This window comes from Nocardia sp. NPDC051911, from assembly GCF_040681035.1.
GTDB classification, from domain to species: Bacteria; Actinomycetota; Actinomycetes; order Mycobacteriales; family Mycobacteriaceae; genus Nocardia; species Nocardia sichangensis.
In genome coordinates, this window is sequence record NZ_JBFAXY010000023.1 from 62,439 (window position 1) to 87,432 (window position 24,994).

The 24,994-nt window shown below is 64.8% G+C and carries 1 protein-coding gene; it reads left to right on the top strand.

Translation table 11 applies throughout. The features are described 5' to 3' along the window. The first annotated feature begins 757 nt into the window (after positions 1–757). Positions 758–24,979, top strand: a complete 24,222-nt coding sequence (locus AB0L97_RS25855; protein ID WP_364434135.1) for a M3 family metallopeptidase — start codon at positions 758–760, stop codon at positions 24,977–24,979. Positions 24,980–24,994 lie beyond the last annotated feature (15 nt).

The following is a 24,994-nucleotide window of genomic DNA, read 5'->3' on the forward strand; positions in this document are numbered from 1 at the left end:
GATACCCGTCATACCGCACACCCCCTCTTTGACTCCCCTGCCCAACGATTCCGTCGGCTTGGGGCGCCTCGTCCAAAACCCCGACGACCCCGAGAACACCCCTGGTCCCACCTCACCGCGCGCTCCGGATATCACCAACCCCCTGTCGGATCGCCATATGGCCGCGCCGGAAACGAATCTGGACGCCGGGCTCGGCAAAACGCCCGACTCACTCTCGATGCCATCCCGGTACGCGACCGAACCGAGCCCCGACGTCCCCGGTGCGCCCCAGAAACCCGCTACCCCGCAACTGAACCCGCATTCTCTCGAATACAGCGACGACCCCAGCCGCCTGCCGGCCGTCGGCGGAGTCCCACACCTGCAACCTGCCCCACCGCCGAAGAAGACGGAGCGGAAGCGCCTGGTCACCCGAATGGGTGCCGATCCAGACGAACCCAAACGGCGCAAACGTACGCGCAAACAACAACCACCCCCGCCCCCACCCGAACCGCCACAGCCGTCACCCGAGCCACCGGCGCCGGTCCCGAAGCCGACGCCGCAGCCGAAGCCGAAGCCGCGCAACCAGCCGTCCGCACCGCTGGCCCACGAGGAGTTCGTCGTCCGCGATGTCGGCGAAGCGATCGGCGAGATCGGTGACGAAGGCCCGCGAGTCGCCCCCGCCGCGAAGACCCGGCGATGGGTGAGGTCGCTGCCGCAGAAGCTCCCCTGGCTCACCGAAGTCCAGATCGAAACCGCGGAACTGCTGATTTCGGAGATGGTGGCGAATGCCCTGCGGTGGACCGAGGGCAAGGTCGCGGTCGTCGCCACGGCAACGGATACCGACGACACCCGCAAAACCCGATTCACCGTCACCGACGACAGCACAGTCGTTCCGGAGCGAACCGGCATGCCGGACTGGGATGCCGAACGTGGCCGCGGCGGCGAGTTCGTCGCCATGATGTCGGACGCCCACGGGGCCACCACGCACGAGAACGGCAAATCCACCTGGTTCGAGCTGCATGGGCCACGCGGTGACGACCTCGATTCCATTGAGGCGGACAACTCACCGAACGGAGGGCGCCCCGGTGCCCCAGGCTCCGAAACCACAACCGAGAGCGCGACCGCGCCGGCCCACACGGACGGCGATCAGACGCCCGACGCGGAAAGCGACCCTCCAGCGACCCCCGACGATCAAATCGGCGATCCCGCGAATAGTCGACTCCCAAGCGAAAGCTTCCTCCAGGATGAGCAGGCCACCGAACAAGCCAGCACGGCGGAATCCGAAGTGCCGGTCGCGACCGAGTCCACACATGGACGTGAAACACAGGCCGAGAAGGGACAGACCGAGCCTGTTCCGGACCCGACCGAGGCACAGTTCGAGTCGATAGGAGACTGGCTCAAGGCCGTCCGGGAGCATCGGGGGCTGACTCGAGAAGAAGTCGCCGATCTCATGGGCCGCAACAGGGAGGCTCCGCGCAATGCCGAAAACGGGCGGCGCATCACGCCCAGTCTCCTGCGCGACCTCGGAGACGCCCTCGACGTACCTGAAAGCACTCTGCTGGTGGCCGTTCAACGGTTCGAACCCCACATGGCACAGCGTCTGGGCATATCGCCCCCCGACCTGACCGACCCGATGCTCCAGTCGATCGGAGACTGGCTCAAGGCTTACCGCCAGTACCGCAATCTCACTCTCCAACAATTGGCCGACCGCCTGAATGGCGCTCAAAGCAACGTGGTGCGAACAGAGAACGGCGGTAGCGTCACCTCCGATTACCTCCGGGCCGTCAGTGAAGCCCTCGGCATATCCGACAACGACCTGCGTTCCGCTGTCCAGCACTTCACGCCCGAACTCGCCGATCATTTCCTCGAATCGACTCCGACCCCGGCCGATCCCAGATACCGGACGATCGGCGACTGGTACAGAGCCAACCGCATGCGCCATAACCTGTCCGTGGTCCAGCTCGCCGAGCGTATGAACGTCGATCGCGGAACTGTCACAACCGTGGAGAACGGCGGAAGCGTCACCTCACATTATCGACGGGCATTCGGCGAGACGCTCGGCATACCGGACGAAACGCTGCAGTATGTCGAGCAATACTTCACCGCCCCCGACCCGGCCGATCTCGAATACCAGTCGATCAGCGACTGGCTCACCGCTATTCGTCATCATCGTGAGCTGACTCAGCAGCAGCTCACCGAGCGTATCGGACGGAGCCTCGGTGCCGTTCGGAACGCCGAAAGCGGACGCCGCGTCACAGCAGATTATCTGGGCGCATTCCGGGAGGGGCTCGGCATACCGGAACCCACGATTCTGTCCGCTGTCCTACGCTTCGTACCCAGGCTGGCGGATCATTTCCGCGAACCTGTCCCAGACCCGGCCGACTCCGCATTCCAGTCGATAGGAGACTGGCTCGAGGCCGTCCGCACACACCATGAATGGACTCAGCAAGAACTCGCCGATCGGGCAGATCGATCTGTTTTCACGGTAATGAGCGCGGAGGACGGCCGTAGACAAGTCACGCCCGACCACTTGCGGTCTGTCGGCACAGCCCTCGCCATCTCCGACGCCACGCTGTTGTCCGCTGTTCAGCGCTTCATTCCTCGGCTCGAGCACCATTTCAGCGACTCGGCTCCAGACCCGACCAACCCCGAATACCGGTCGCTGGGTGACTGGCTGAAGGCCAACCGCCAGCGCCGGGGTTGGAGTCAGGAAGAGCTTGCCCGGCACATGGCTCGCGGTGAGTCGACGGTCTGGCGAGCAGAAAACGGCGGACCCATCACTGCCGAATTCCTGCGGGCCTTCGGTGCAGCCGTGGGAATCTCTGAAGAAGCCCTCCGATCCGCCGAGCAAAGTTTCACCATTCCCAACCCGGACGACCCAGAATTCCGGACGTTGGGCGAATGGATCAAGGAAATTCGACAACGCCGTGGATGGAGCGTACAAGAGCTCGCCGACAGCATCGAGCGCCCCCGCATTCTAGTGTGGATGACAGAGGATAGCGATCGCCCAGTCGGGATCAAGTTACTGCGCGAGATAGTGGACGCTCTCGGAATCCCTTACGACGTCGTTCGAACAGCCCTGACGCGGTTCGAAACCCGCGCTGTAGATTACTTCAGAGAAACAACTCCGCTTCCAGGCGACTACCCGGCGATCGGGGACTGGGTCAAGGCGGTTCGCATCTTCCGCGAACTCTCTCGGTCCGAACTTGCTCAGCGCGTAGGCCGCACCACTTGGACCGTGTCGTCAGTGGAGAACGGCGGAACAGTCACGCTCGACTTCGTGCGGAGATTCCGTTTCGCGACCAATATTCCCTGGGAAATTACGCGATCCGCGATCGAGATATTCATTCAGCCTGAACATCGACCTGGCGAATCACTCGAAGACCGAGCGGATGAGTCTATTTTCTGGGATCTCATCGATACTGCGCCGGGCTCAGCGGAAGAATTGGCCATTCGCAACCGAATTTGGGAGCAATACGACTGGATCGCACACGCCGCCGCTCATCGCTGGCGGACATTACCCGAATCCAGAGAAGACCTCACGCAACGCTTCCGCCTCGCTATTCGGGGCGCGATCACTAACCATGTACCGGGCGGACCTCCATTCGCTGCCCATGCCTGGCGTTCGGCTCGCGGGGCGATGCTGAGTGCGTACTTCGAATCGAGATTCCCGAACCTCGACAGACCGACACGTCTGCAGGTGATCAGGGTCTATACCTATGTCAACAAACGAAGCGAAGGCAATCCAGGGTACATGCCCGAGAAGGGCGAAATCGCACGCGCACTCGATCTGACACCCGCCGAAGTCTCCTTCGCACAGCAGATAATTCACGGGAAAACCACGTCCTTCAATGCATCGGAGAAGGGAGAAGATCGGTCCCTCGATATCGCCGACCGCGATACGGATCCGGGCACAGCGGGCGAGCCCGACCCTACGCTCGCCACCATCGACAGCGAGTTCTCGAATGTGATTCGTTCGGCTCTAGCTGATCTCCCGAATCCGAGTACTGCTGAACGTCTGGTCGAACTGGTCTTCCTTCAAGAAGTTCCGCTGCCCGACGCCGCCGAGGAGTTGGGCATAGGTATCGCCGACGCAGGTGGGATACTCCAGCAGGCGAGCGGCGTGCTGCGTGCGGTATTCGACCGGCCCGACCCAGCCGACCAGGACGAGCCCGAAGAGCGTGCATCCACCAGCGAGACAGCGGAGAGCACCGAGCCCGAGCAGCGCGACGACCGGGAGGTATCCCCGCCGGATCGGCAGGCCCAAGGCGGTGGTGCGCCGTCCCCCGACGCACCACTGTATTTCTACGACGACGTCGATCCGAATGCGATATTCGATCGCCCCGCCCGCAACCAGCGCATCGGACGCAGAGTCGGGCTCGACCACCGCGTCTTCCATCACAACGAGGACGATCCGCTGGGCCGCGACTATTCGGCCGTACCGCCTGCCCGGGCCGCCGCTGAGCACGAACCGTCGGCCACTGCGCCAGCCGACACAAACGAGGGCACCGCTCACTCGGAGCTCTCGCCGTCTGCCCCCGATCCTGCGGCCGACCAGCGCAGCCGAGCCGATGTCGGCGATCGTCGAGAGCAACTGGTGCGCATGGTCCGGGAACAGGCGGGACTGCCACCGGAAGACGCGGACGGGCACGAAGACCTCCGGGCGCAGCGTGTCCGAGAAATGCGCCAGATCCGGGACATGGACAACCGCTACGCGGAGCATGGACCAGAAGGCGCCGCGCACACCGATGCGGACGGGAAGGGTAGCCGGGATCGGCTTCGGAGCGAACCCGCATCCGATCTTCCCGCACTACTGAGCGATATCCAGGGATCCGGTGTCGAGGCACGGCTCGTGGTCGGCGGCGGTCACACCTATCGGCTGGCCGAGCCCGGCGAGGTTTTCGTCAATATCGCTGCACAGGTCCAGCCGGATATCGTCGCGGATGTCCGTGATCTGTCCGCCATCCCGGATTCTGTTTTCGACGTCGTCTATCTGGAACGGGCACCGATGGCGGTGCTCCTGGAGTCGCCCGGCGCGATGACCGAAGTAAACCGGGTCCTGAAACCTGGCGGCAAGCTGATGATGAGCCCGGGCATCAGGAACATGACACATGCGTCGGCCCGCGGCGCCACCATCCACAGACTCGAAGAAGCGGGGTTCGGACAGATCGAATTCCGAATCGGCAAGGAAGATATTTTCTCATCGGAGCGTCCAGACGACTGGTACGAAATAACCGCTGTCAAAAGAGCAGAATTTCGATCAGCTCCCGCACTACCAGTTCACACGACTGAGGAGGGTCGCGAATCCCATTCAGCTACGAACCCTCCTGATACACCTGTGGATGCGACTGCTCAATCGGACGAATCCTTGGTGCAGCAGTTGCTCGCCTCCGTCGATCCCGGACTGCTGGAGTTGGTTCGCGAGGGCGTCGCGGCCGAACGTGATGCCGCCATCCTCGATACGGGTGTGGCCGCGGAACCTGCCGACGTGGCCCGCTTCCGGAGACTGGACGACATGCTCGGGCACCTCGACGAGCTGCGTGCGGTGCTGGGTCGAACGGAAGAGACCGTCGCATCGGATCGACTCCGTCCGCTGGTCCACCATTTCCATGCCGCCGCGGAATGGCTGGCGGCCTTGATGGACGCGCACCATGCCACCGACGGCCAGGTGTACCCGGGCGTCGAAGACCAGAAGCGGCTTGCGGTGGAGGCCGTGAACCGTCACCGAGCGGCTGACGAACGGGTCGAGCAAGTGTTGGCCGAGTTGCGCGACGCGCCGACGGAGGCCCGGCCGAGTCTCGGTTTCTTCAGCCTACTGGCCACTGTCGACCTGGACGCGCTCCGGCTGGTGCGCGAAGGCATCGCGGCCGAACTCGATGCCGCCACCGAAGACACCGCGGCGACGGACGCGGACAGGGCACGTAATCGGAAGTTGCAGCACATGCTCGGCCACCTCGATGAATTGGTGGCCGCGATGCGGCAGACGAATACGACCGTTCCCCGAGAACGCCTCACGCTGCTGGTCCACCACTTCGATGCCGCGAAGGAGTGGCTGGCCGCGTTGATGGACGCGAACAACGCGGCGAGCAGGCAGGTCTATCCGGACCTGTCCACGCAGATCCGGATGGCGACCGAAGCGGTGAACCGCTATCACTCAGCCGACACCCGGGTTACCCAGATGCAAACAGCGTTGGGCCCGCCCCAGCAGAACGATGTGGAGGCTGGACCGGCCGAGTTCGCGGCACAAGACGGTCCACCGCAAACCGATGTACCCCGAGAACGACTGGCCGCGTATGTCCAGCTCGGAGACTCCCAACCGGGGACGCCCGAGCACGAGCGGCTGGCCGCCGACAAAGCTCGACTCGACGCACTCGCCCACCGTTGGCTCACACTGGAGCTGGCGGTCCTCGGCTTGGAGCATCGGCTCGCCGACCCGGACCTTTCCCCCGCCGCCGTCGCCGAGCTGACGCGTCGGCGCGACGACCTGCGCGCCGAGCGCGACCGCACCGGCCGGGCACTCGCACCGAGGCACACCGATCCGTCCGCTCTGCGCGGAACGCCACCTGGTGAGCGTGCCGAATTAATCATCCAGCCAGAAGAGGCGCGACTGGCATTCCAGGTGGTCAACGACCGCTACGGACGACAGGTCGTCACCATTCCCACCGGAGTGCGGGATACCAGCCCCATTTACTCCCGAGGAGACCTCGCGCGGGCGGTGGGCGACCAGAACCTGCATCAGCTCGATTCGTTGACCGAGGCTTTCGACCTCGTCGACCAGATGCCCGCCAAGGCGACCGCGATCGTGCGATTGCTGACGAAATTCAATACCGACACGGTGCTGGTACTGACGAAGGACAGCGGCGGCCCGATCATCGAGATCAACCCCGCTGTGGCCCAGTTGCGGCCGATCGAGCGCGCCACGAACGCAGCGCGATTGGACACGATTCTACGAAAGGCCTGGGTCGCCCTCTTCGACGAGAACGGGGTGCTGATCCCTCCCCCACCTCCGAACGCGGACGGCGACGGCGCTCCGTCGGCCGGCCCGAACAAGCCGAGTCCGACGCCCTGGCAGCAAGGCACGGCGCCCGATCCCCGCATCGCACCACCACCCGCGCCCCAACAGAACGGTACGCCTGATCCGCGTATCGCCACGCCGCCGAACTCCGCACAGGGGCAGCCCGAGCCGGCGAACCGTGCGCCGGTACAGCCGCAGCAAGTCGTGTGGCCCGAAGCGCCCCGTGAGCCCGAGGACGCCGTCCCCAACCCAGAGGCACCAGCCGAGCCGCAACAGGCACCGCAGCCCGAACCCGTGAAATGGCCGGAGGCCGGACAGACATCGAGTTCAGCCGAGCAGCGGCCGGTACGAGTCGGGCCGGACCCAGCGTATCCGGGTGACCCGGAACCTCGCCCTCACGTCGAATCGAATCTGGTTCGAGTCGCCGGTCTGAGCGACATAGGCGGCGGACCCGACGGACGACATCCGACGAACATGGATGCGTTCGCGATCGCCACTGTCGAGGTCGACGGCAAGCCGGTGACCGTGGCGGTCCTGACGGATGGCACATCCGGTTCGAAGGAAAGCCATCGAGCTGCCCGCGGCGCGGCCGATAAGGCCCGTGACCATGCGGTCGAGGCTTTGTCCCGGATCGAAGCGGGAAGCGAATTCGATCCGTTGGCTATCGCACAGGAGTCGACGGCTGCGGCACAGCAGTTCGTGCTCGACCTGGCGGCTTCGGACTACGCCGGTTACGACAATCCGCCGGTGTGCACCATCGTGCTGGCGCTGATCGAGGAAGACCGGGTCACGGTGGACTGGGTCGGCGACAGCAGGGCGTACTGGCTCCCACTGGACGGCGGTCCCGCGAAACAACTCACCAGAGACGACTCCAATATCCCCGATCTGATGGACATGTTCGGGTGGTCCGAGGAGGAGGCGTCACGGTCGGCATTGGCCGAGGGAATCAATCGCGCGCTCGGCAGGAAAGCAATCGGAATGGAGTCCCACGCCAGGACCTTCGACGACCTGGAAGGGGACGGTATCGTCGCGCTGATTTCCGATGGTGTGCTGGATGAGTTCCCTACCGCGGATGATCTCGCGCATGTCGTCCGCCAGGCGTGGGCCGCGTCTCCCGGCGACCTGCTCGCCGTGTCCGCGGCCCTCGTACAACTCGGTTTCGACGCCGGGACGAAAGACAACATCACCGCTGTAGCTGCCCAACGTGCGAAGTTCCCGCCTGGCGACAACGCTCCGTCGAGCCGTCCCGAGCAGCGATGGCGGCCCGGCGGCGGCAGTCCGTCTCCCGGCCCAGTGGTGTCCTTTCAGGCCGTCGATCCGTTCGCACCGGAGCGTCCCGCACGCAAGCGCCACCGGACAACGACAAGCGGCATCGGACCGGACGGACTCGAGTGGGGCGTGGTCAACTACAAGAACCCCGTCACCGGCCAGCTCTCGGGTATGGACGAACCCGAGGAACCCACCGGCAACTCGCACCCGGGGAGCGACGAAACCACCTCGCCCAACGACACCGCTGAGTCACCCGAATCCACACACAACGGGGACAACCAGCCCCCGGCCGCCGACAGTCCCGTACCGGAGTTTCGTCGGCCGAGCGACGAAGCTGTGGAGCTGTTCCACCGGATCCTCGATGCGGAGAAAGCGGATGATCCGCAGGCGCAGGAGCTGCGGGCCGAGGCGGAACGGCGCATCCCCGACGACGGGGAGCGTGCTTACGCCGAGCGTTACGTCGGCAATGAGCGCAGGGCCGCGGCGTTGGCGGCGGAGTTGGACATCACGCCGGAGCGACTCCGCGCTCTGATGACCGAGGAGCTACAACGGGCATTCAGCGGCGAGATCGTCATTCGGGTCAGAGCCGCGACTCTCCAGCGCATCATCGCCAGTCGCAGGTTCAAGACAGTCTTCGAAACCGCGGCTCGAAGCCTACTCGGGCGAACGTATTTGGAGCGCAGGGCGGAACTCGAACAGGAGCTGTTCGGTTACGCGCGTGATCTCGCGGTGGAATTGCGGCCGGTATACGCACGTGTCCGCACGACCCGTGGCTCGTGGGAGCACGAGGGCGATATGGCAGACGAGCACGGCGACGTGGACGTCGTACTCAAATCGGCGGTGGCGTCGAGGACGACGGCGAGCATCGGCAGTCCCTGGGGCGTGAAGGCCATCCCGAGCAGGGTCACCGATCCGCAGCCCGAGTCGTTCGCGGCCACCCCGAGCAACCATGGCGAGCTCGCCTACTTCGGACTCGAAGGCATCGACCGCGACTACGCCGGAGAGCGGTTCCTTCGCAACAGTTACATCGAGGCCCAGATCCACGATGGTGTCACGCTCGCCGATATCGCCCATGTGGTGTTCCATCGAGAGCCTCCGGACGCGACATTACAGGCAGCCCTGGCCGAGGCAGGCATCCCCTGGTCGATGGCCTCCGAGTACTCGAGCGGCCCGCGACAGCTGTCGGAGGGGCACCCATCGGACAGCCCGCAGAGCATTCCGACCGCGACCGACTCCGAAACGCATACGTCAACCAGCGCGCCCGGTGACCAGCCTTCGGGGAATCCCGAAGCTCCCGCCGCCCGTCCGGTACCTCCGTATCAGGGACCGGTGCGCCCCGAAGACGCGATGGAGAGCCGCCCTCGGAGAAAGCCTCGTCGAAACGACATCCCCGGCACCCTCACAGGCTACGGCGACGATGTCGGACTGGACGCCTGGGCACTCGGAAGGCCCGGACGGGACCGGCCCGAGCGGCTGGAGGTGGTGCGCCAGGAACTTGCGGAGGCCGAGGCGCGGCGTGATGAGGCGCGCGCGGAGCGCGACGACATAGCCGAACTGCTGGAGGTCGATCCGGCCGAATTGGTCGAGCTGACCCGCGAACGCGACGAATTGCGCGAAGAACTGGGCATCCCCGAAGACGCGACCCCGGATGAAGTGACCCAGCGCCTCGAGGCGGTGATCCTCGAGACGAGTAGCGGACCGGTCGATAACCGGTCGCCGGAGGACGCACGGCTGCTCCAGATCGCCGAGGAGCGGTATCCGCAGCTGAATACGGTGGTCGAGCAGGCCGAACTGGTAGCTGTTTGGGATGCGCACGCCGGGCGGCTCGCGGACGCCGTCCACGCGTATTCCCGGCGTGAGCAGACGCGTGAGTTGCGCGACAACCTCGCCGAGGACACCGCGGAGTTGCTGGACGGCTTGACGCCGGACTCGCCGCCGGAACAGTTGACGCGCAAGCGCGACGAAGTTCTCGACGAGCTGGCGATTCCGCCCGGTCTCGACCCGGACGAAGTGGCCACGCGGCTGGAGCAGATGATCGCCGAGGCAACCTCGCCCGCGGATGCCGATCGGGCCGGCGCAGCGCTGGAGCTCACCAGTCTGGTTGCACACGCCGTTTCGTTCCACGAGCTGAATGCGGAAGCCCAGCGTCTCGACAAGTTGGCCCACGACCATCTCGACAGCGCCCCGGAATCACACCCGGTCTCGGCAGTGCCTGTGGACGACGATGGCGAGAGGCAAGGAGATCGTGACGTCCACGTCAGGGCCGTGCGGCCGGAGCGGTTCGACACCCTGACCGTTGCGGAAAAGCATTTTGCCGCGATCGCCGAATTGACCTCTGATATAGCAACTTTCGATACCGCGGAAGCGGCCGTCGAATTCGCGCGCGACCGGTGGAACCGCATTGTCGCCGGCCTCGACGAAAAGACCCTTCAAGCATTGCAGTGGGCGAAGGACCCGACCTCCGGCCTGTTCGGGTACAGGGCGATCAACGATTACGCCCGCACATCCGTAGGGGCCGACCGCGAGGATCCGGATCGCGTGCGACGCGTCGTTCGCGCGATGGGACTGATGCCGCTCCCCCACGACATGATGATCATGGTCCCGCTCGACCCGGATGCCGTCAGGGATCCCCAATCCCTGGTCGATGCGACACTGCCGATCGCCGAATACTCTCCCGCCGAGATCGGCACCATACCGTCCGACCGGCTTCGAGACAGCAACATCGGTTTCCTGCTGGCCCGAAAAGGCACGCCGGCCCTCTGGGTGGAATCGGTGCCGATCACCGGCAAACCGGAGCTGCTCATCCGGATCCCGGGCGCCGTCGGCCGGGTGACTTACGCGTTCGAAGCCGACGACACAGTGCAGGTGTACGGCTACCTCCGGCCGCCTCTCACTGACGGCGGTGACGAACGAACACCGTCGGCAGAGGTCGCGACTCGCGACGTCGCGCCGTCTGCGCAGGCCGAATCGACCGCGATCGCGACCACCACGACCGAACGCCATACGGCACGAGAGGACGTGGCCGCACGGCTCGGTGTCTCCGCAGAGTCGCTGGACGATCCGGCGGTGCTCCTGAATGCGATCGACCACATCCAGGCCCAATTGCGCCTGCTGGACGAGCAAGGCTGGAGCCGAGTGGCGGCCCGTGCGGAAATCGCACAGCTTCTCCAGTGGATCGCGCGGCGTATAGCGGTCGGCGTCGAGTTGGCGATGGCGCGCCGAGGGCTTGCGGATTGGGGTCATGCCTCCAGGCGTTACGACCGCCTCGACGGGGAGCTGGCCGACATTCTCGGTGTGACGAAGCGGTATACGGACCGCCCGGACCCGGCGACCGAAGACCTGCTGTTCGAATTCCGACGACTGGGCCGCGAAGCGGTCGCGGCTCCACAGATGGCCGGTCTGGTTGACGCCGTGACGCGATTGCTCGAACTGGAGTTCCGAGCCGATGTAGTGGCCGACCGTCTCGAGCACCCGATCGCTAACCGGCCGACTGTTATCGGCGAAATGGAGCCGCCGACTCCTGGCAATATCGAAATGGCAGAGCGAGCGTTGCTCATGACGGAATCGGATGCGCTCGTCGCATGGATGACGCGACCCTACGACCCTCACAGTGAATCTCCGGCCGACACAGAGATCTCCGAGTGGTGGGAAGACCTGAGCCCGGAAGAGCAACCCGCAGTGGTCGAGGTGTATCCACGCCAGATCGGTTCGCAGGCGTTCCTGCTCCCGGAATGGGCCACGAACAAGGCGAACGAGCGGGCCCTGAAATCGCTCGTACAGACTCTCGGTTCGCGCTCGCCTATGGATCTCACTGCGGCCGAGCGGCAACAACTGCGGTACGCGACACGCTTGTGGGAGGGCTTGGTGCGGGCCGAACGCAGAGCGAACGCGGGAAACTACGCGTTCAGCGTGCCCCTCATCGCGTTCGACCCGACGACCTTGGTCAGCCGGGTCGGGCTTCACCTGCATGCTCCCGGGGTAACGCAGGGCCGTCTCTGGCATGTGCGAGTGGGACCGGACGACACCACATGGGTCGACCGGCTCCTGGAACCCGGACCGGCTGGAGACGCCCTGATGGTGAATCCAGGACGGCGCAGCGGCCGTCCTGGATTCGAGCTTTCGGTCGGCCCCCGAGGTGCGGATGGCGAACGGCTGCCCACCGCCGCGATGATGGATGCCGCGTTGGACGCGGCCAAAGCCGTAGCCGAGTGGTTGTCTGTGGTGCGGGTCTGGCGCAGCGCCGAGCAGATATCGAAAGTGCAGTCCGCTGTCGCGGAACTCGTGTGGCATGCATTCACCACCAGCAGCGGCGAAGTTCGCGTTACCGCGCGCACCAAGGGGACGACGCACGGTGAGCGCGCATTCGTCGTCGAGGTGATCGACAACAACCCGAAGTGGCCTGCGGTACACGAACTGACGGCGTTGCGACACGCGGACGACGGCGACGTTGTGTTGCTCCAAGGGGTCAGAGGTATCTGGCTCGAGTTCGGCGAGGCGATGATTCACTCCCTGCTGCCACCTCGCGCCCTGGCTTACGAGGTGCTCGGAGAGCGACAGGTCCGGAATATGGGCGACGATCCGGGATTCGTGTCCGGTCGTCTGGCGTTGGGGCGTCTAGGGCTCTCCGCGGCTGACGCGCCCGGATTCGAAGCCCAGCTCCGCCCCTTCGGACCGCTGCCATGGCCATCGGGCGTGGTCGGCGCTATCACTCCCTTGTTCGCGCTCGACAATTACGCCGCGGCAGTAGTCGGGCCCGCCGAGTATTTCCGGGCAATAGGCATCGGTGTCGGAGCGAATGAGCCATTCTCGGTTCGAGGCGTCCCCGACGGAGAACCGATGGAGTTCGCCACCCCCGCTGAATGGACGCGGCTGCAACGTGCCGGAAACTCCTCAGGGGTACACGGTGGAATGCAATTGGAAAGGCTGCTGCGGGCGGCCAAAGACAGTGTCAGCGAGGCCACGGACGCCTTGGTGCGGGAGCCGATATCCGAGACGGACATCGACATCGCTTTCGACCTGGGCACAGGCACGTTCCTGGCCCAGCTACCTACCGATGGCGTGGAGTTCCTGGGCCCGCCCGTACAACAGGTATGGGGCCGCTTCCTTGTACGAGATGGCATCGTGCTGGCTGTCGCCTGGGTGCCGAGGGAGGACGTGGTAGCTGCCCCGGCCGTCGGTGATCAGGCGGGCTCCACGAGAGAGCAGCCCACTGAGCTGTCGAACGCGTCCGCAGGAAAAACGGAGTCAGCAACACAACCTCACCCGAATACTCCATGGAGCCGTGAGCGCGATGCGGCGACAACGTCCCAAGCGGCCGCGGTCACCCGCACCCCCTGGGATCGAGCTGCGCGGAGCAACCCCGCGACCAGCGCGCCCAGCCAGCAGGCCGATGCCGCACTACCGCAGGCTCGCAATGCCTCGCACGGCACCCCGTGGCACGCCAAGACGCCGGCCGCATCTCCGCACAGCACTGCGCCGCCCGCCAACGTCGACAGATCGGCCGAGGGCCCACAGCAGCCGCAGTCAGCGGAAAGCGCGGCACCGGAACCGAGATCACGTCGCATCCCCCTGATCGGTGTCGCGAATATGGACACCAACCCCTTGGACGAGGGCGTCGAACTCATCCTTACCCGCGAGCAAGCGGCCGAACTCGGTATGGTCCGTAACGACGGCGGCGGCGCGCAACGCCGAAACCGCGAAAGCGCACCCGGCACGACCGGCGCACAGGGCGACCACCCCGCAGTCGTCACCGACCGCACTCCGCCGGAAGACCGTCCGAAATCGGTGGAGCGTCCCCGCAAACGAGCGAAACCGATGGGCGACATCGGAATCCTCCCGCGCGAGGTCGAAGTGCTGAATCTGACCCTCGAAGGCCTGTCGCGCAATGAGATCGCGGCGAGGCTCGGGTTGACGCCCGAGACGGTCACGAATTACCGCACCACTGCCGCTAAAAAGCTCGGCACCGTGGGCGTGATCGCCACCGTGGTCGAAGCCAAGCGCTGGGGATTTCTCACCGAGACCGGTACGGAGGAATCGACTCTTTTCAACGTGTCCGAAGAGGATAGAGAGCTGCTGCAGCTGCTCGCCGAAGGGAAGACTTACCAGCAGATCGCCCACAAGTGGCGGGCGTCCCCAGAGAGCGTCGAGCGACGCGCTGTGCGGATCGGTGCGGAACTCGGGATTTCCGAACAGGTGCCGATGGCCATGAAGGCCCTGCGTCTCGGACTGATCACTGTCGATAGCGGTGTGATCGTAGGCGAGTCAACCGGGCGGAGTGCGTCGCACGGTGCTGAGAACGGTGTTATTGCCGGAGCTCCCGCGCCCTTGATCCAACACGTGCTGCCCGCTGACGTGCATGGCGTCCAGATTTCTGACAGTCAGCGCAGCCCGGCGCTCACCGTGCGGTTGACGGCCGAGCAAGCGCTGCGTGATCTCGGGCTGCAGAACGAGCCCATCCCATTGGCGCCCAACGGAGAACCACGCTGGCCGGCGAGTCTGGTGGGCGATACCACCGGCACCGACAGGTACGCAGCCGCTGCGTTCGCCCCAGCCCAGGACTACCGCGCGGTCGGCCTCGACGCCAAAGATCACGTGCCGGTGAGCCGTTCTGCGATTCCGGGCCTCGCACGGCACCAGGAACGTTTCCACCTGCGGGACCTCGCTTCCGCGTATCCCGGGATCTATTGGACCCAAGTTCTGGCCTCGGTCAAAGACAACGCGATCGACGTGCAATTCCGGCTGGACGGGACCGAGCTACATCACAACGATATGGAGGTCACCCTCAGTCCCGCCCCTTCGCGCCCCAATTCCGGCTCCTTCGAGATACATCCGGCGACCAAAGAAAGTTCCGCCGCTACACCGGCGCTGTTTTACGGGAACTTCGACGTCAATGGCGGCACGGTGCTCACCGCGATCACAGTCCGGCACGGCTCCGGCGAGCCTTCCCCTGGTCCGGCTCAGCAATCCGGCATGCACCTCGGGAATCCGGAAGCGATCGCGGATGACGCCACGGGATTCGGACTGGATACTCCCGAACGAAAAGCCTGGGGCGTCGGGACGGTGCCGCCGCAACGCGGGCAGAGATTCGACCCCGGCCTGGTACATGCGATCGGCCGCCATCCGAAAGGACGAGCGGTCGGTGGGCGCGGTCCCCGTCTCGAACCCCCGCCCACAACCGGCGCCCGCACGCCCGATAACGAATCTCTGCATGCAAGTCGGCACGCACCGGACGCCTTCGCGGTGGTCAAGGAAGCGGCCGAGGCAGCCCTGGAAGCGGCCGCCCGTGGGGACGAGGGCCAGTTCCGGCGGCTCCGGCACACCATCCGGCAACTCGACAACCCCGACTACACGCGGTATCTGGAGCTTCGTTTCCTGCAAGGTCGGACGGTTGCCGATGCCACCGCCGCGATCAGCGAAAACCGTACAGCTGATGCTGCCAAGTCGCTGAGGTACCGCGCCGTGCACGCTCTTGCCAGGAGACTTCCATTGAGCGCGGCGGAGTTACTGCGGAATCTCGACGGGGCAACTCTGGCGGAGCTTGTCGCGAATATCGGTTGGACACCTGCGGTGACCCAGAGTTTGCGGGGGGCGATTTTATCGGGTCGGCTGGCCGAAGGGCGCATGCTGCCCAACTCCGCTGCCCTCGCCGAGCAGCTGGGCCTCACGTCGAGAGCCGTCGTGGACAATGCGTATGGGCAGCTCTCCCGCGAGGGCTACGTGGTATCTACCCGTGGGATCGGAACCACGGTGGCGAGCCGCGATCAATGGCCCAGCGCACCACCACCGAATCTCGCCCTGCCGGTCACCACCGAAGAGATGCTGCAGATCTTCACAGCGGAGGCGTCGATACGAGAGCTGCTGGACGCAGCCGGGGGCGAACTGCACGTAATGGTCCTGTCCGCGTTGCGTCATGCACTGCTATCGGACCGGTTGACCGGCCGATTGCTGCCCAAGGCCGAGCAACTCGGTGCAGCTCTGCACATGTCGAGACACCCTGTGGAGAAGGCATATCGGCACCTGAGCACCGAGGGGTACCTGGTCAGCACACCCGGGTTGGGCACGAGGGTAAAAAGCCGAGCCCAATGGCCGATCGCGCGCGCTGAGGCGCAACCGTCCCCACGACATGGTCTGACCGGACTCGAATTCGAAGTGCTCGAGCTGACCGCGAAAGGCCTATCGGCAAGCGAGGTCGCGGAGGCAGCCCACATCTCCCGCTACAAGGTGCATTACAGCTTCGAACGGATTCGGCTCAAGCTGGGAGTCCATGGTGACCATGCCGCGCTCGTGGCGGCAGCCGAGCAAAGAGGCATTATCGGACGCGACGATGATCCCAGTCCACGGGATGTCCCGACCGAGAGTGGAAACGCTTCGGAAGAAGCATCGCTCCCGACAGCGGGGATGCCCGAGGGCGACACCCCTGCCGGACCCGCCCGCAACCCTGTCGCGGGACGACCTCCGGCGAAGCCGCTGCCGCGGGGCTGGATACCCGACAACCGCGCGGCCTTCGGAATCGATGCCTTCGGCCCCAGAGCCTGGAACGACCAGCTGGATGTGGTGCCACAACCACCCGAGCAACCATTTGGCCCCATCCATGTGAAAGGCCCGAACCCGGAGGGATGGGGAGTCGGGGGCCGACCTGCCCGGCAAGCCGAACCACAGGCCGAAAACCCCTCCACCGCGCACCCTCCGGTCGACCGAACTGAGCCGGACGCACGGAACGACAGCGACTCCGCAACAACACGATCCCCGAGCACTAAACCACCGCGCGGCACTGACCAGCCCAGCGATGCCGAAGCAACTATGGCGGCCCGGCAGTTGACCACCGATGTCGACGATAACGAAGGCGATGGGTCCTCCCGCGGCGGCAATCCGGCGACGCATGAACCCCTCGCATTGATCGAGACCGCAGAGCGCACCGATTCGCAGGAGAAGGACGCGTCGGTGCTGCCGGACGGCCTCGACCCGGCGACGAACCCCGTGATGGCAGCGGTGCTGGACCCAGCCGGCGATCCGGCCTTCGATCGCATGGAAGCGGAGCATTTCCTGCCCGTGTTCGAATATGCGATGCGGGTGCACCTTGCCGCCATCGGGAAGATCGTCGCGAACCCAGGGCCGTGGACCGCGGACAACACGCTGCGCCCGTTCGCCGAATCAGGCCTGTTACTCGGCGCGGTGAGACAACTCTTCGCCCAGAAAGCAGCGGCCGATCGGGATGCGGCGACCGCGGAAGCCGAGCCGGTGATCGCGGGCTTGAAGGATGCGCATGAAAGCCGGATCTTCGCCGATCCGGCGTTGGCGAGGATTTTCGAGTACCTGCATGAACACAGAGACGATCTGGATATCAGCGAAACAGAATCCGGATACGTGGAGAGAAGGTACCGGGATTTCAAAAATTCGGGAATATATCTCTCCGTCCAGGAAAAGCGAAGGCTCGTCGAAATAAACTCGGAACTATCGGCACTGCAGACCGCCTACAATGACAATCAGGAAAAGTCTCTCAAAAAGTTCGAAATCCGCGTCGACGACGCCGACGCACTGCGCGGTCTGACCGGAGACCAGATAGAAAGCGCCCGAGCGCGCGCCGGGGAGGACGGCGGTTACGTCCTACCGAAGCCCCCTACCGTCAGTGGGATCGGGTATCCCTTCTTGACTTATCTGGAAGATCCCACGCTGCGTCAGTGGATCCTCGAGAAGATCATCGCATTGGGCGTCGGCGACCACGACAACTCCCAGAATGTTCTGGATCAAGTGCGGAGATCGGCCGAACGGGCGGAAATAAGAGGTCATCGCAATCACGCCGAGTATGTGATGTCCTCCGGCATCTTCGACTCGATCCCGACCGTGAAGTACATTTTGGACAGGATCGCCCGCGCGGCGGCGACGGCAGCGCGGATCGATTTCCCGCTTCTCGCCGAAGCCATCGGCGAAGAGAGTATCCGGCCGTGGGATCGATATCGCGCCATCGACATCCTGGTCCGTCGCCGAGTCGGAATCGACGAGCAGAGGATGAGCGAGTTCTTCGAGCTCGACCGCGTACTGGAAGATGGTGTATTCCGACTTGCCAAGGATTTGTTCGAACTCGATATCGCAGAATTCGATGGACATAGCAAGCCACCGGTCTGGCACGAAGACGTCCGCGTATTCGCCGTCCGCGACAAGCAAGGACAGCACCTCACCAACTTCTACTTCGACCCGTACGCACGTGAGGGCAAGAATGGTGGCGCATGGACCGACCCGATTCGCCTGAAATTCACACCGAACGGCCAGAGACCGCTGATCGGCGTCCACCTGAACATCGGGAAGCCACCCACCGGAAGACCGACCTTGCTGGCTCCGAACGAGGTGGACACGCTGTTTCACGAGTTCGGGCACGCACTGCACTATCTGCTCGGCGAGGGCACCCGCGATCCGGCCAAGCGCCACCTGAGTTTCGCCTGGATCGAGTTCGTGGCCAAGGTTTTCCAGCAGTTCTGGAAGCATCCCGACGTAGTCGCGAACTACGCGGTGCACCACGGAACCGGCGAACCGATGCCACCCGAGATGCTCGAGAAACTGGACGAGTGGCGAACGGCGTACCGGGGCAGTGGCACGATTGTCCGACTCGCGGGCGCGTACATCGACCTGGCGTGGAGCTCGTTGTCTTCCGCACAGGTCCCTCGAGGGGACGACCCCCGGATAATAGTGGAGGAATTCGAGAAAGCCGTACTCACCGACGCGGGAATATTTTTTCCGGAGGTCGGAAATCCCTATCCCTCCCAATGGTTCCGCCACCTCTTCGTCGAATGGGGCTCCTTCGGCACATATGCGGGTCAATATTGGTCGTACCTGCTGAGTGATGTCCTCGCGTTGATAGTGTTCGGCACACGGATCGGTCCGAGTATCGAACGACACGGTGGACTCACGCCGGACACCGGGAGAATCATCCTCGATGAGATATTGCGGTACGAGGAGGACCATCTCGCCCAGGCAATCCATCGGCTGATCGGACCGCGACCCGCGGTCGAGCATTTCCTCACGGACCAGCGCCTCCTGTGGGCGGACGCGCTGCTGGAACTCGGAACGGACGCGACACCCGAATGGCTGACCACACCCGGCATACGCCCACCGGGGACCGACCTCGCGGCGTGGTGGAACGACCGGCTGACACCGGCATTACGAGCGGCAATGATCCAGGCGTTCCCATCCGAGGTACTGGCGATGGACATCGCGCATTCGCCGGAGACCGTGGCCGCCGCCGAACAGCGACGGACAAAGCTGCTCGAATACTCACGAGGTGCCCGGACCGGCTCGACGCCAACCGAATCCGAGACCACCGCGACCAGGTCCGCGGCAACTATGAAAAATATTGCCCGGCAGAACCGGGCGGTCGTACCGCAGGAAAGCCAACCCGACCATAGTCAGGCAATGGGAGCAGACCCCGTCCCACTGGCGCTCGATATTCCCGATCGAAAAGCCTGGGGCATCGGGGCAGTGCCGCCTACACGCGGACAGCGATTCGACCCCGGCATGGTCCATGCTGTCGGCCCGAACGTGAGGCCGGACGGGCATGCGTTCCGACCGCCCGGTGGGCGGGCCGACCCCGCGCCGGAAGTAGAGCCCACAGCCGCAACCCATTCCGGCGCCTACGAGACCGCATCTCGTACGGTCGGCAGCACTGGGCAGCCCGGTGAACGCGAGGACGCCGGCAACGGCATTCGAGTGACTCCCAGTGGCCTGATCGTGCCCGCCGACCCGGCCAACAGCCTGATCGTGCCCGCCGCGCACGTGATACCCGCCGATCCATCGCTCGAAGAACTCATGGAACGGCTGCGCCCGTGGAAGGAGATCTTCCATTACTTCTGGGAATTCCCGCTGCCTCGGGAGGGCGAGCTGTCCGGCCGGGAGTGGATCGAAAGCGATGTGCGAAAAACATGGATGAGGAGGCGGGCGATCCGGCGGACCCCGCTCTATGCGGGGCTCGACGCGGCCGTGCGGTTGACGCTCGGAGCCGAGAGACTGCTCGGGGTGCCCAATACGACTCCCGGGCCGCCGACGATCGCGCAGCGACGGGTCATTCCGGGCCGTGGGGAGATCGACGCCGGGAAGAACCGGACCATGCCGTATGACACGGAGGTACGCGAGGCATCGCGCGCGAATGTCGAGGAGAGATCGCCGTTCGGGCGTTTCTGGGCGGCGGTGTCGGGGGATGAGTTACCTCAGACCAAGCTGATCCGCCAGGGAAAGATGGCCTACAACGGCGGGCGATTGTTACGCGCGGAGGGCCACAACCTCATGGTGGCGGGGCGCTATGTAGAAGGTTACGAACTACTGGTGGGAGGGCACGACCCCGTCCTCACTCCGGAAGAGTACGCACTGTGGCTGATGTTCGACCACGACGCGCTGTGGACGCTGCACTTCCCCGGCTGCCGCGAATTGGAGCCGCAGTCGCCGGATTTCCTGCTCACCCGCTACCTGACGGTCGCCATCTTCGACAAGATCGCCTCCAAGCGGCTGGAAGTGCAGTACTTGGATGATGTCGTCCGTCCATACCTCCGCGGCCAGGGTGTAGCGGCTGGACGGGTACTGCTCCACGAACTCTCCCATTACCTACCGCAGGCGTGCCGCACCACAGCGGAGCGGCTCGGCACGTGGGTGCTCAGAGGTCTGGGACGCAGGGTCGGCGCCGAGGTCAAGGATCACTTGGACAGCTGTGCGGCTTGCCGGAAAATCGCTGAGGCTCTACCAGAGGCGCACCGCAGCCTGGGCGGCCGCAAACTGATCGTTACGCCCGGCCCAGCCGGGGACGGCGCCGCGGAGTACCGTCCCCATCCGTCTACTCGCCGAGCCCTGTCCGTTGCCGCCGCCCCAGTCGAGACCGGTGACCACTCACAGCAAGTAGCGCAGCAAAAGGCCGTCACCACACTCGAAGCCGAACCCAGCACAGTGCAGTCACCGCATGCGCCTGGCGCGGAGCCGGTACCCGGCGATGAACCGATCGAGGGGGGCCGCGAGTCCCGTAGCCGTCCCGCGCCACCGGGCGACCCGCGAAGTGTGGCGCGTGGCCAACGGACCGCCCCGCGGGCGCACGCGTTCCGACCCGGCACCGATCCGCGGGCGGCCTTCGATCCGGCTGTGGTGCTGGATCTTCCACCGCAACGTGCCCGTGGTCTGGATGGGCTCGGTTTCGGTCCGGGCCCGGCGGTAACGGATCCCTTGGGCGGCGTGCGGCGCGGTGTGCCCGCCGGCGTAGTGGCGCATGCCGCGAATCCAGCTGACCCGAACGGCGGCGTGTTCGGCGACGGACGAAGCGAAGCCGAGCGAATCGCCCGCGCTGCGCTGTCGACCTTCCGTGTCGAGGCCACATTCGACGGCCTCAGGGATTGGGCCGCACGCCTCTCCGACGACAACCTTCGCCACCTGCTGGCCATGTTCACCCACACGGTCACCGAGCGGATAGCGGCTATTCATCGCGGCGGTCCGGCACCGGTGACCGACCATGTGATCGATCCCGCACGCCTTTTGGGCGCGATCGTGACGGAAGTGACTTTCCGCTTCAGCGACAGTGTTCCTGCTACCACCCCGACCACTTACCGGGAGTTGTTCGCTATCGCGCCTTGGCTGCAAGCGAACCGACGTACCGTTGCCGACCTGCACAGCGCCATGACCGCCGTGCTCGACGCCGCATACGCTGTGACCCGCACATCCACTGCGCACCGCTGGTCTGTGGCTGCGGGGCAGCATACGGTCCCGGCGCATGTCGCGGAAATAGCACGCCATATCGAGGAGGCCGACCAGCCCGGCATCGGGCTCGAGGAGAGTTCATTCCCACCGGGTGACGCCCTCGTTCCGGAACATTCGCGGCTGGTGGAGTCCTTCCTGGGGGACGGGGTGCGCGGCGGGACGGTGGCTCGAATGGTCGCGGACTGGGCATATGTCATGGACGCGCTGCTACAGCTGCGATCCGGTGAGGTCTTCTCACCGAGGTACGAGGCAATCTTCGAGTCGCTGCCCGTCCACGCCGCTGCGCTCGATCGGGCGCGAACCGGCTCGGACCGACTGTTCGCCGCGACGATCGCCACTGCCCTGCCGGATCTACTCGATGCGGCGTTCTACCTGCTCCCCACGAGCAATTCCGCCTTGGGGCTGGATTACCTGAGGCAGGTCGACGACTTGCTGGCCGACGCCACCACTCGCTTCACAGACAACTTTGCCATCTATGCGCTCCAGGACGCCGCCGACAGCGTACACAGACTGTACGAAGACATCGTCGACGCGAATTCCCACCGTCCGCTCGAAGTTCGAGCGCGGCAAATGCACGAAATCCTGTCGGACTATTTCAGCGACGAATTGGACTCCGCCCTCAACCTGTCATTCCGCTGGGGAGTACGGGCGCTGTGGGGACTGGGCAGTCAGAGTCCGGGGATCGACTACGCTCGCGAGTGGCACCGTCTGGACGCCGACCTACCGTGGGACTGGCGTACCACCGCTGACGAACGTGCACACGCAGCAACCGCGCTCGACTTGCTGCAACAAGTCCACGGTTCGGAGGCCGATATTCGGTCATTGCTGCGCCACAGCGACTCCCCTGATCTGTTCGATGGCGTGTTCGACAGCGTCGGGAAGAACATGCGCTGGTGGTACAAACTCGGAAGATGGACCAGCGGGCACGTACCGATCGGCACCCTGCTGGCGGGAGCCACGGACTTTTCGGTGTCGCAGATGCAATTGGCGGTGCTGAGACAGTATCCACACCTCATCGGGGCTGCCGCAGGCATCCAGTATCGAGCCCGCGATCTGGCGAATCGGCTGTCGCTCGCCCGTGACCTCGAATCTCCCCGGGTCGCGCCCGAGCGCCGACTCGAACTCGCCGTGCTCCGCGACGAGTTGGCAGAACTCAGACGCGGTGCCCACGGACTCGCCATCCCCGGATCCAGTTCGCCACCCGTACTGCTGGTCTCCTACGATCCCGTAGCGGAAGGCGGCACGGGCCGAGCTGTCGTCTCGATCGGCGAAGCCGACAGCGCGTCGTTCACGGCGTTCAACGTCACCGGCGCCGACACACCTCTCACCGATCTGTCGCACTGGTCGGTTCGCGCCTGCCAGCAGTACGAGAAGGCGCGGGAGCACGCGCCCCGCGACTCCCGCGTAGCGATCATGTTCACTGTCGGCTCACCGCGTGGGGTCGCCGCGCCTTCGCACACCGCGGGGCCGCACGCTGTGGCAACGGACAACGTCGTGGAAGCCCGAGACGTAGCCGGGGACATCGTGGCGCGGGAACTCATCGTCTATGACGCAACCCGCGAATTGGCCCTCGACGACCGCGACGACAGCTGGTCTCATGCGCTGCGACTGTTCACCGTGATCGGGCACGGCGACGGCATCGGTGTACTGCGCTCCGCCACCGATACTCTGCTGCTCAGTCGAGCCGTGGACCAGATCGTTCTCGTCCCCGGCTCGTCCGGCGACCGGCTACTCACCGCCAGTCAGCTCCATATCGGCACCGAACATGTGTACACGCTCAACCCCCACCGCGACCAGAACGGGGACCCGAACACCATAGGGTTGATCACTGTCGGACAAGACGCCGACATCGAAACCGCGCCCGACGTCTCCAGCCGATCAACTGCTCCGCTGATCGAGACGCCCACCGCCGTCCGCGATCTCTCTCAGCTGCTCTCCGCGCACGAATACCGACCGCTGGAGGGCAGCCGGGGATCGACCATGACTCGCGACGAGGGCCTGGCGGTGTACCGAGCAGCGCAACCACTGCTCCACGATGCGCTGTCGGGGACATATAACACGACTGTCGTCCTCGAAGACCTCGGCTTGGTCCTGCGCATCGGTCACTCCGGCACCGGCAGCTACGACCCACGTTTCGGCCCCGAACACAGAACCCTCCCCGCGATCTCCCGATACGTTCGGAACGCACCTCAACTGCTGCAAGTCGTCACCGGCCGCATGCCGGACGGGCGCGTCATCGACGAATCGGCGCCGATTCTCATCGAAAGGCTCGCGCGGGGAAACAATCTCGCCGAGACATTCCGGCGAGCCGACGTGAGGACGATCCGATCCCATCATGGTCTGATACTGCGGACCTTCGCGAACATCCACGAGCAGCTACGCGCGATGCCGGAGAACCATCCGCTGCTGGTTCAACTGACACCACCGGGCGTCGCGAGGGGTGACACCGGCGGGTGGTACCTGAACCATATCGATTGGTACACAGAAAATTTCTATCGACCGCACTATGACCAGTTCGGTCGCCTATTCGATGAGTTCGGCCTGCTCCCTGGAAATCCTTTCGAGCCCCTGATCGATGATGCTCGATTGATGCGGGACTCCCGCCACCACATCCTGCATGCCGACCCGAACGGGGGAAACTTCCTCATCAGCAACGAGCTCCACGTAACACTGCTCGACTGGGAACTCGCCGTCACCGGCCCGGGCGCCTACGACTGGGCCCGGTTGGGCCATCTCATTTCCGGGATCGAGGTGCCCCGCGAACTCGGTGGCCCCGACATGGTCAGATTCGCCCGGGTCGAAAAATTCAAGCGGGTCATGAACGACACCGTCAAACTGGCGCCGCTCGCTGCCGCCGGACAACTCACTCCTCAACTGATCGAATTCATCGACACCGAATTCACTGAGGCCGTGATCCAGGTACGTCAGCTATCCGGTCATACCAAGTTGCTGCCGCCACGCGCGCAACTCGAAATTCTCCGCTCATGGCGACCGTGAAGCAGATTGACACCC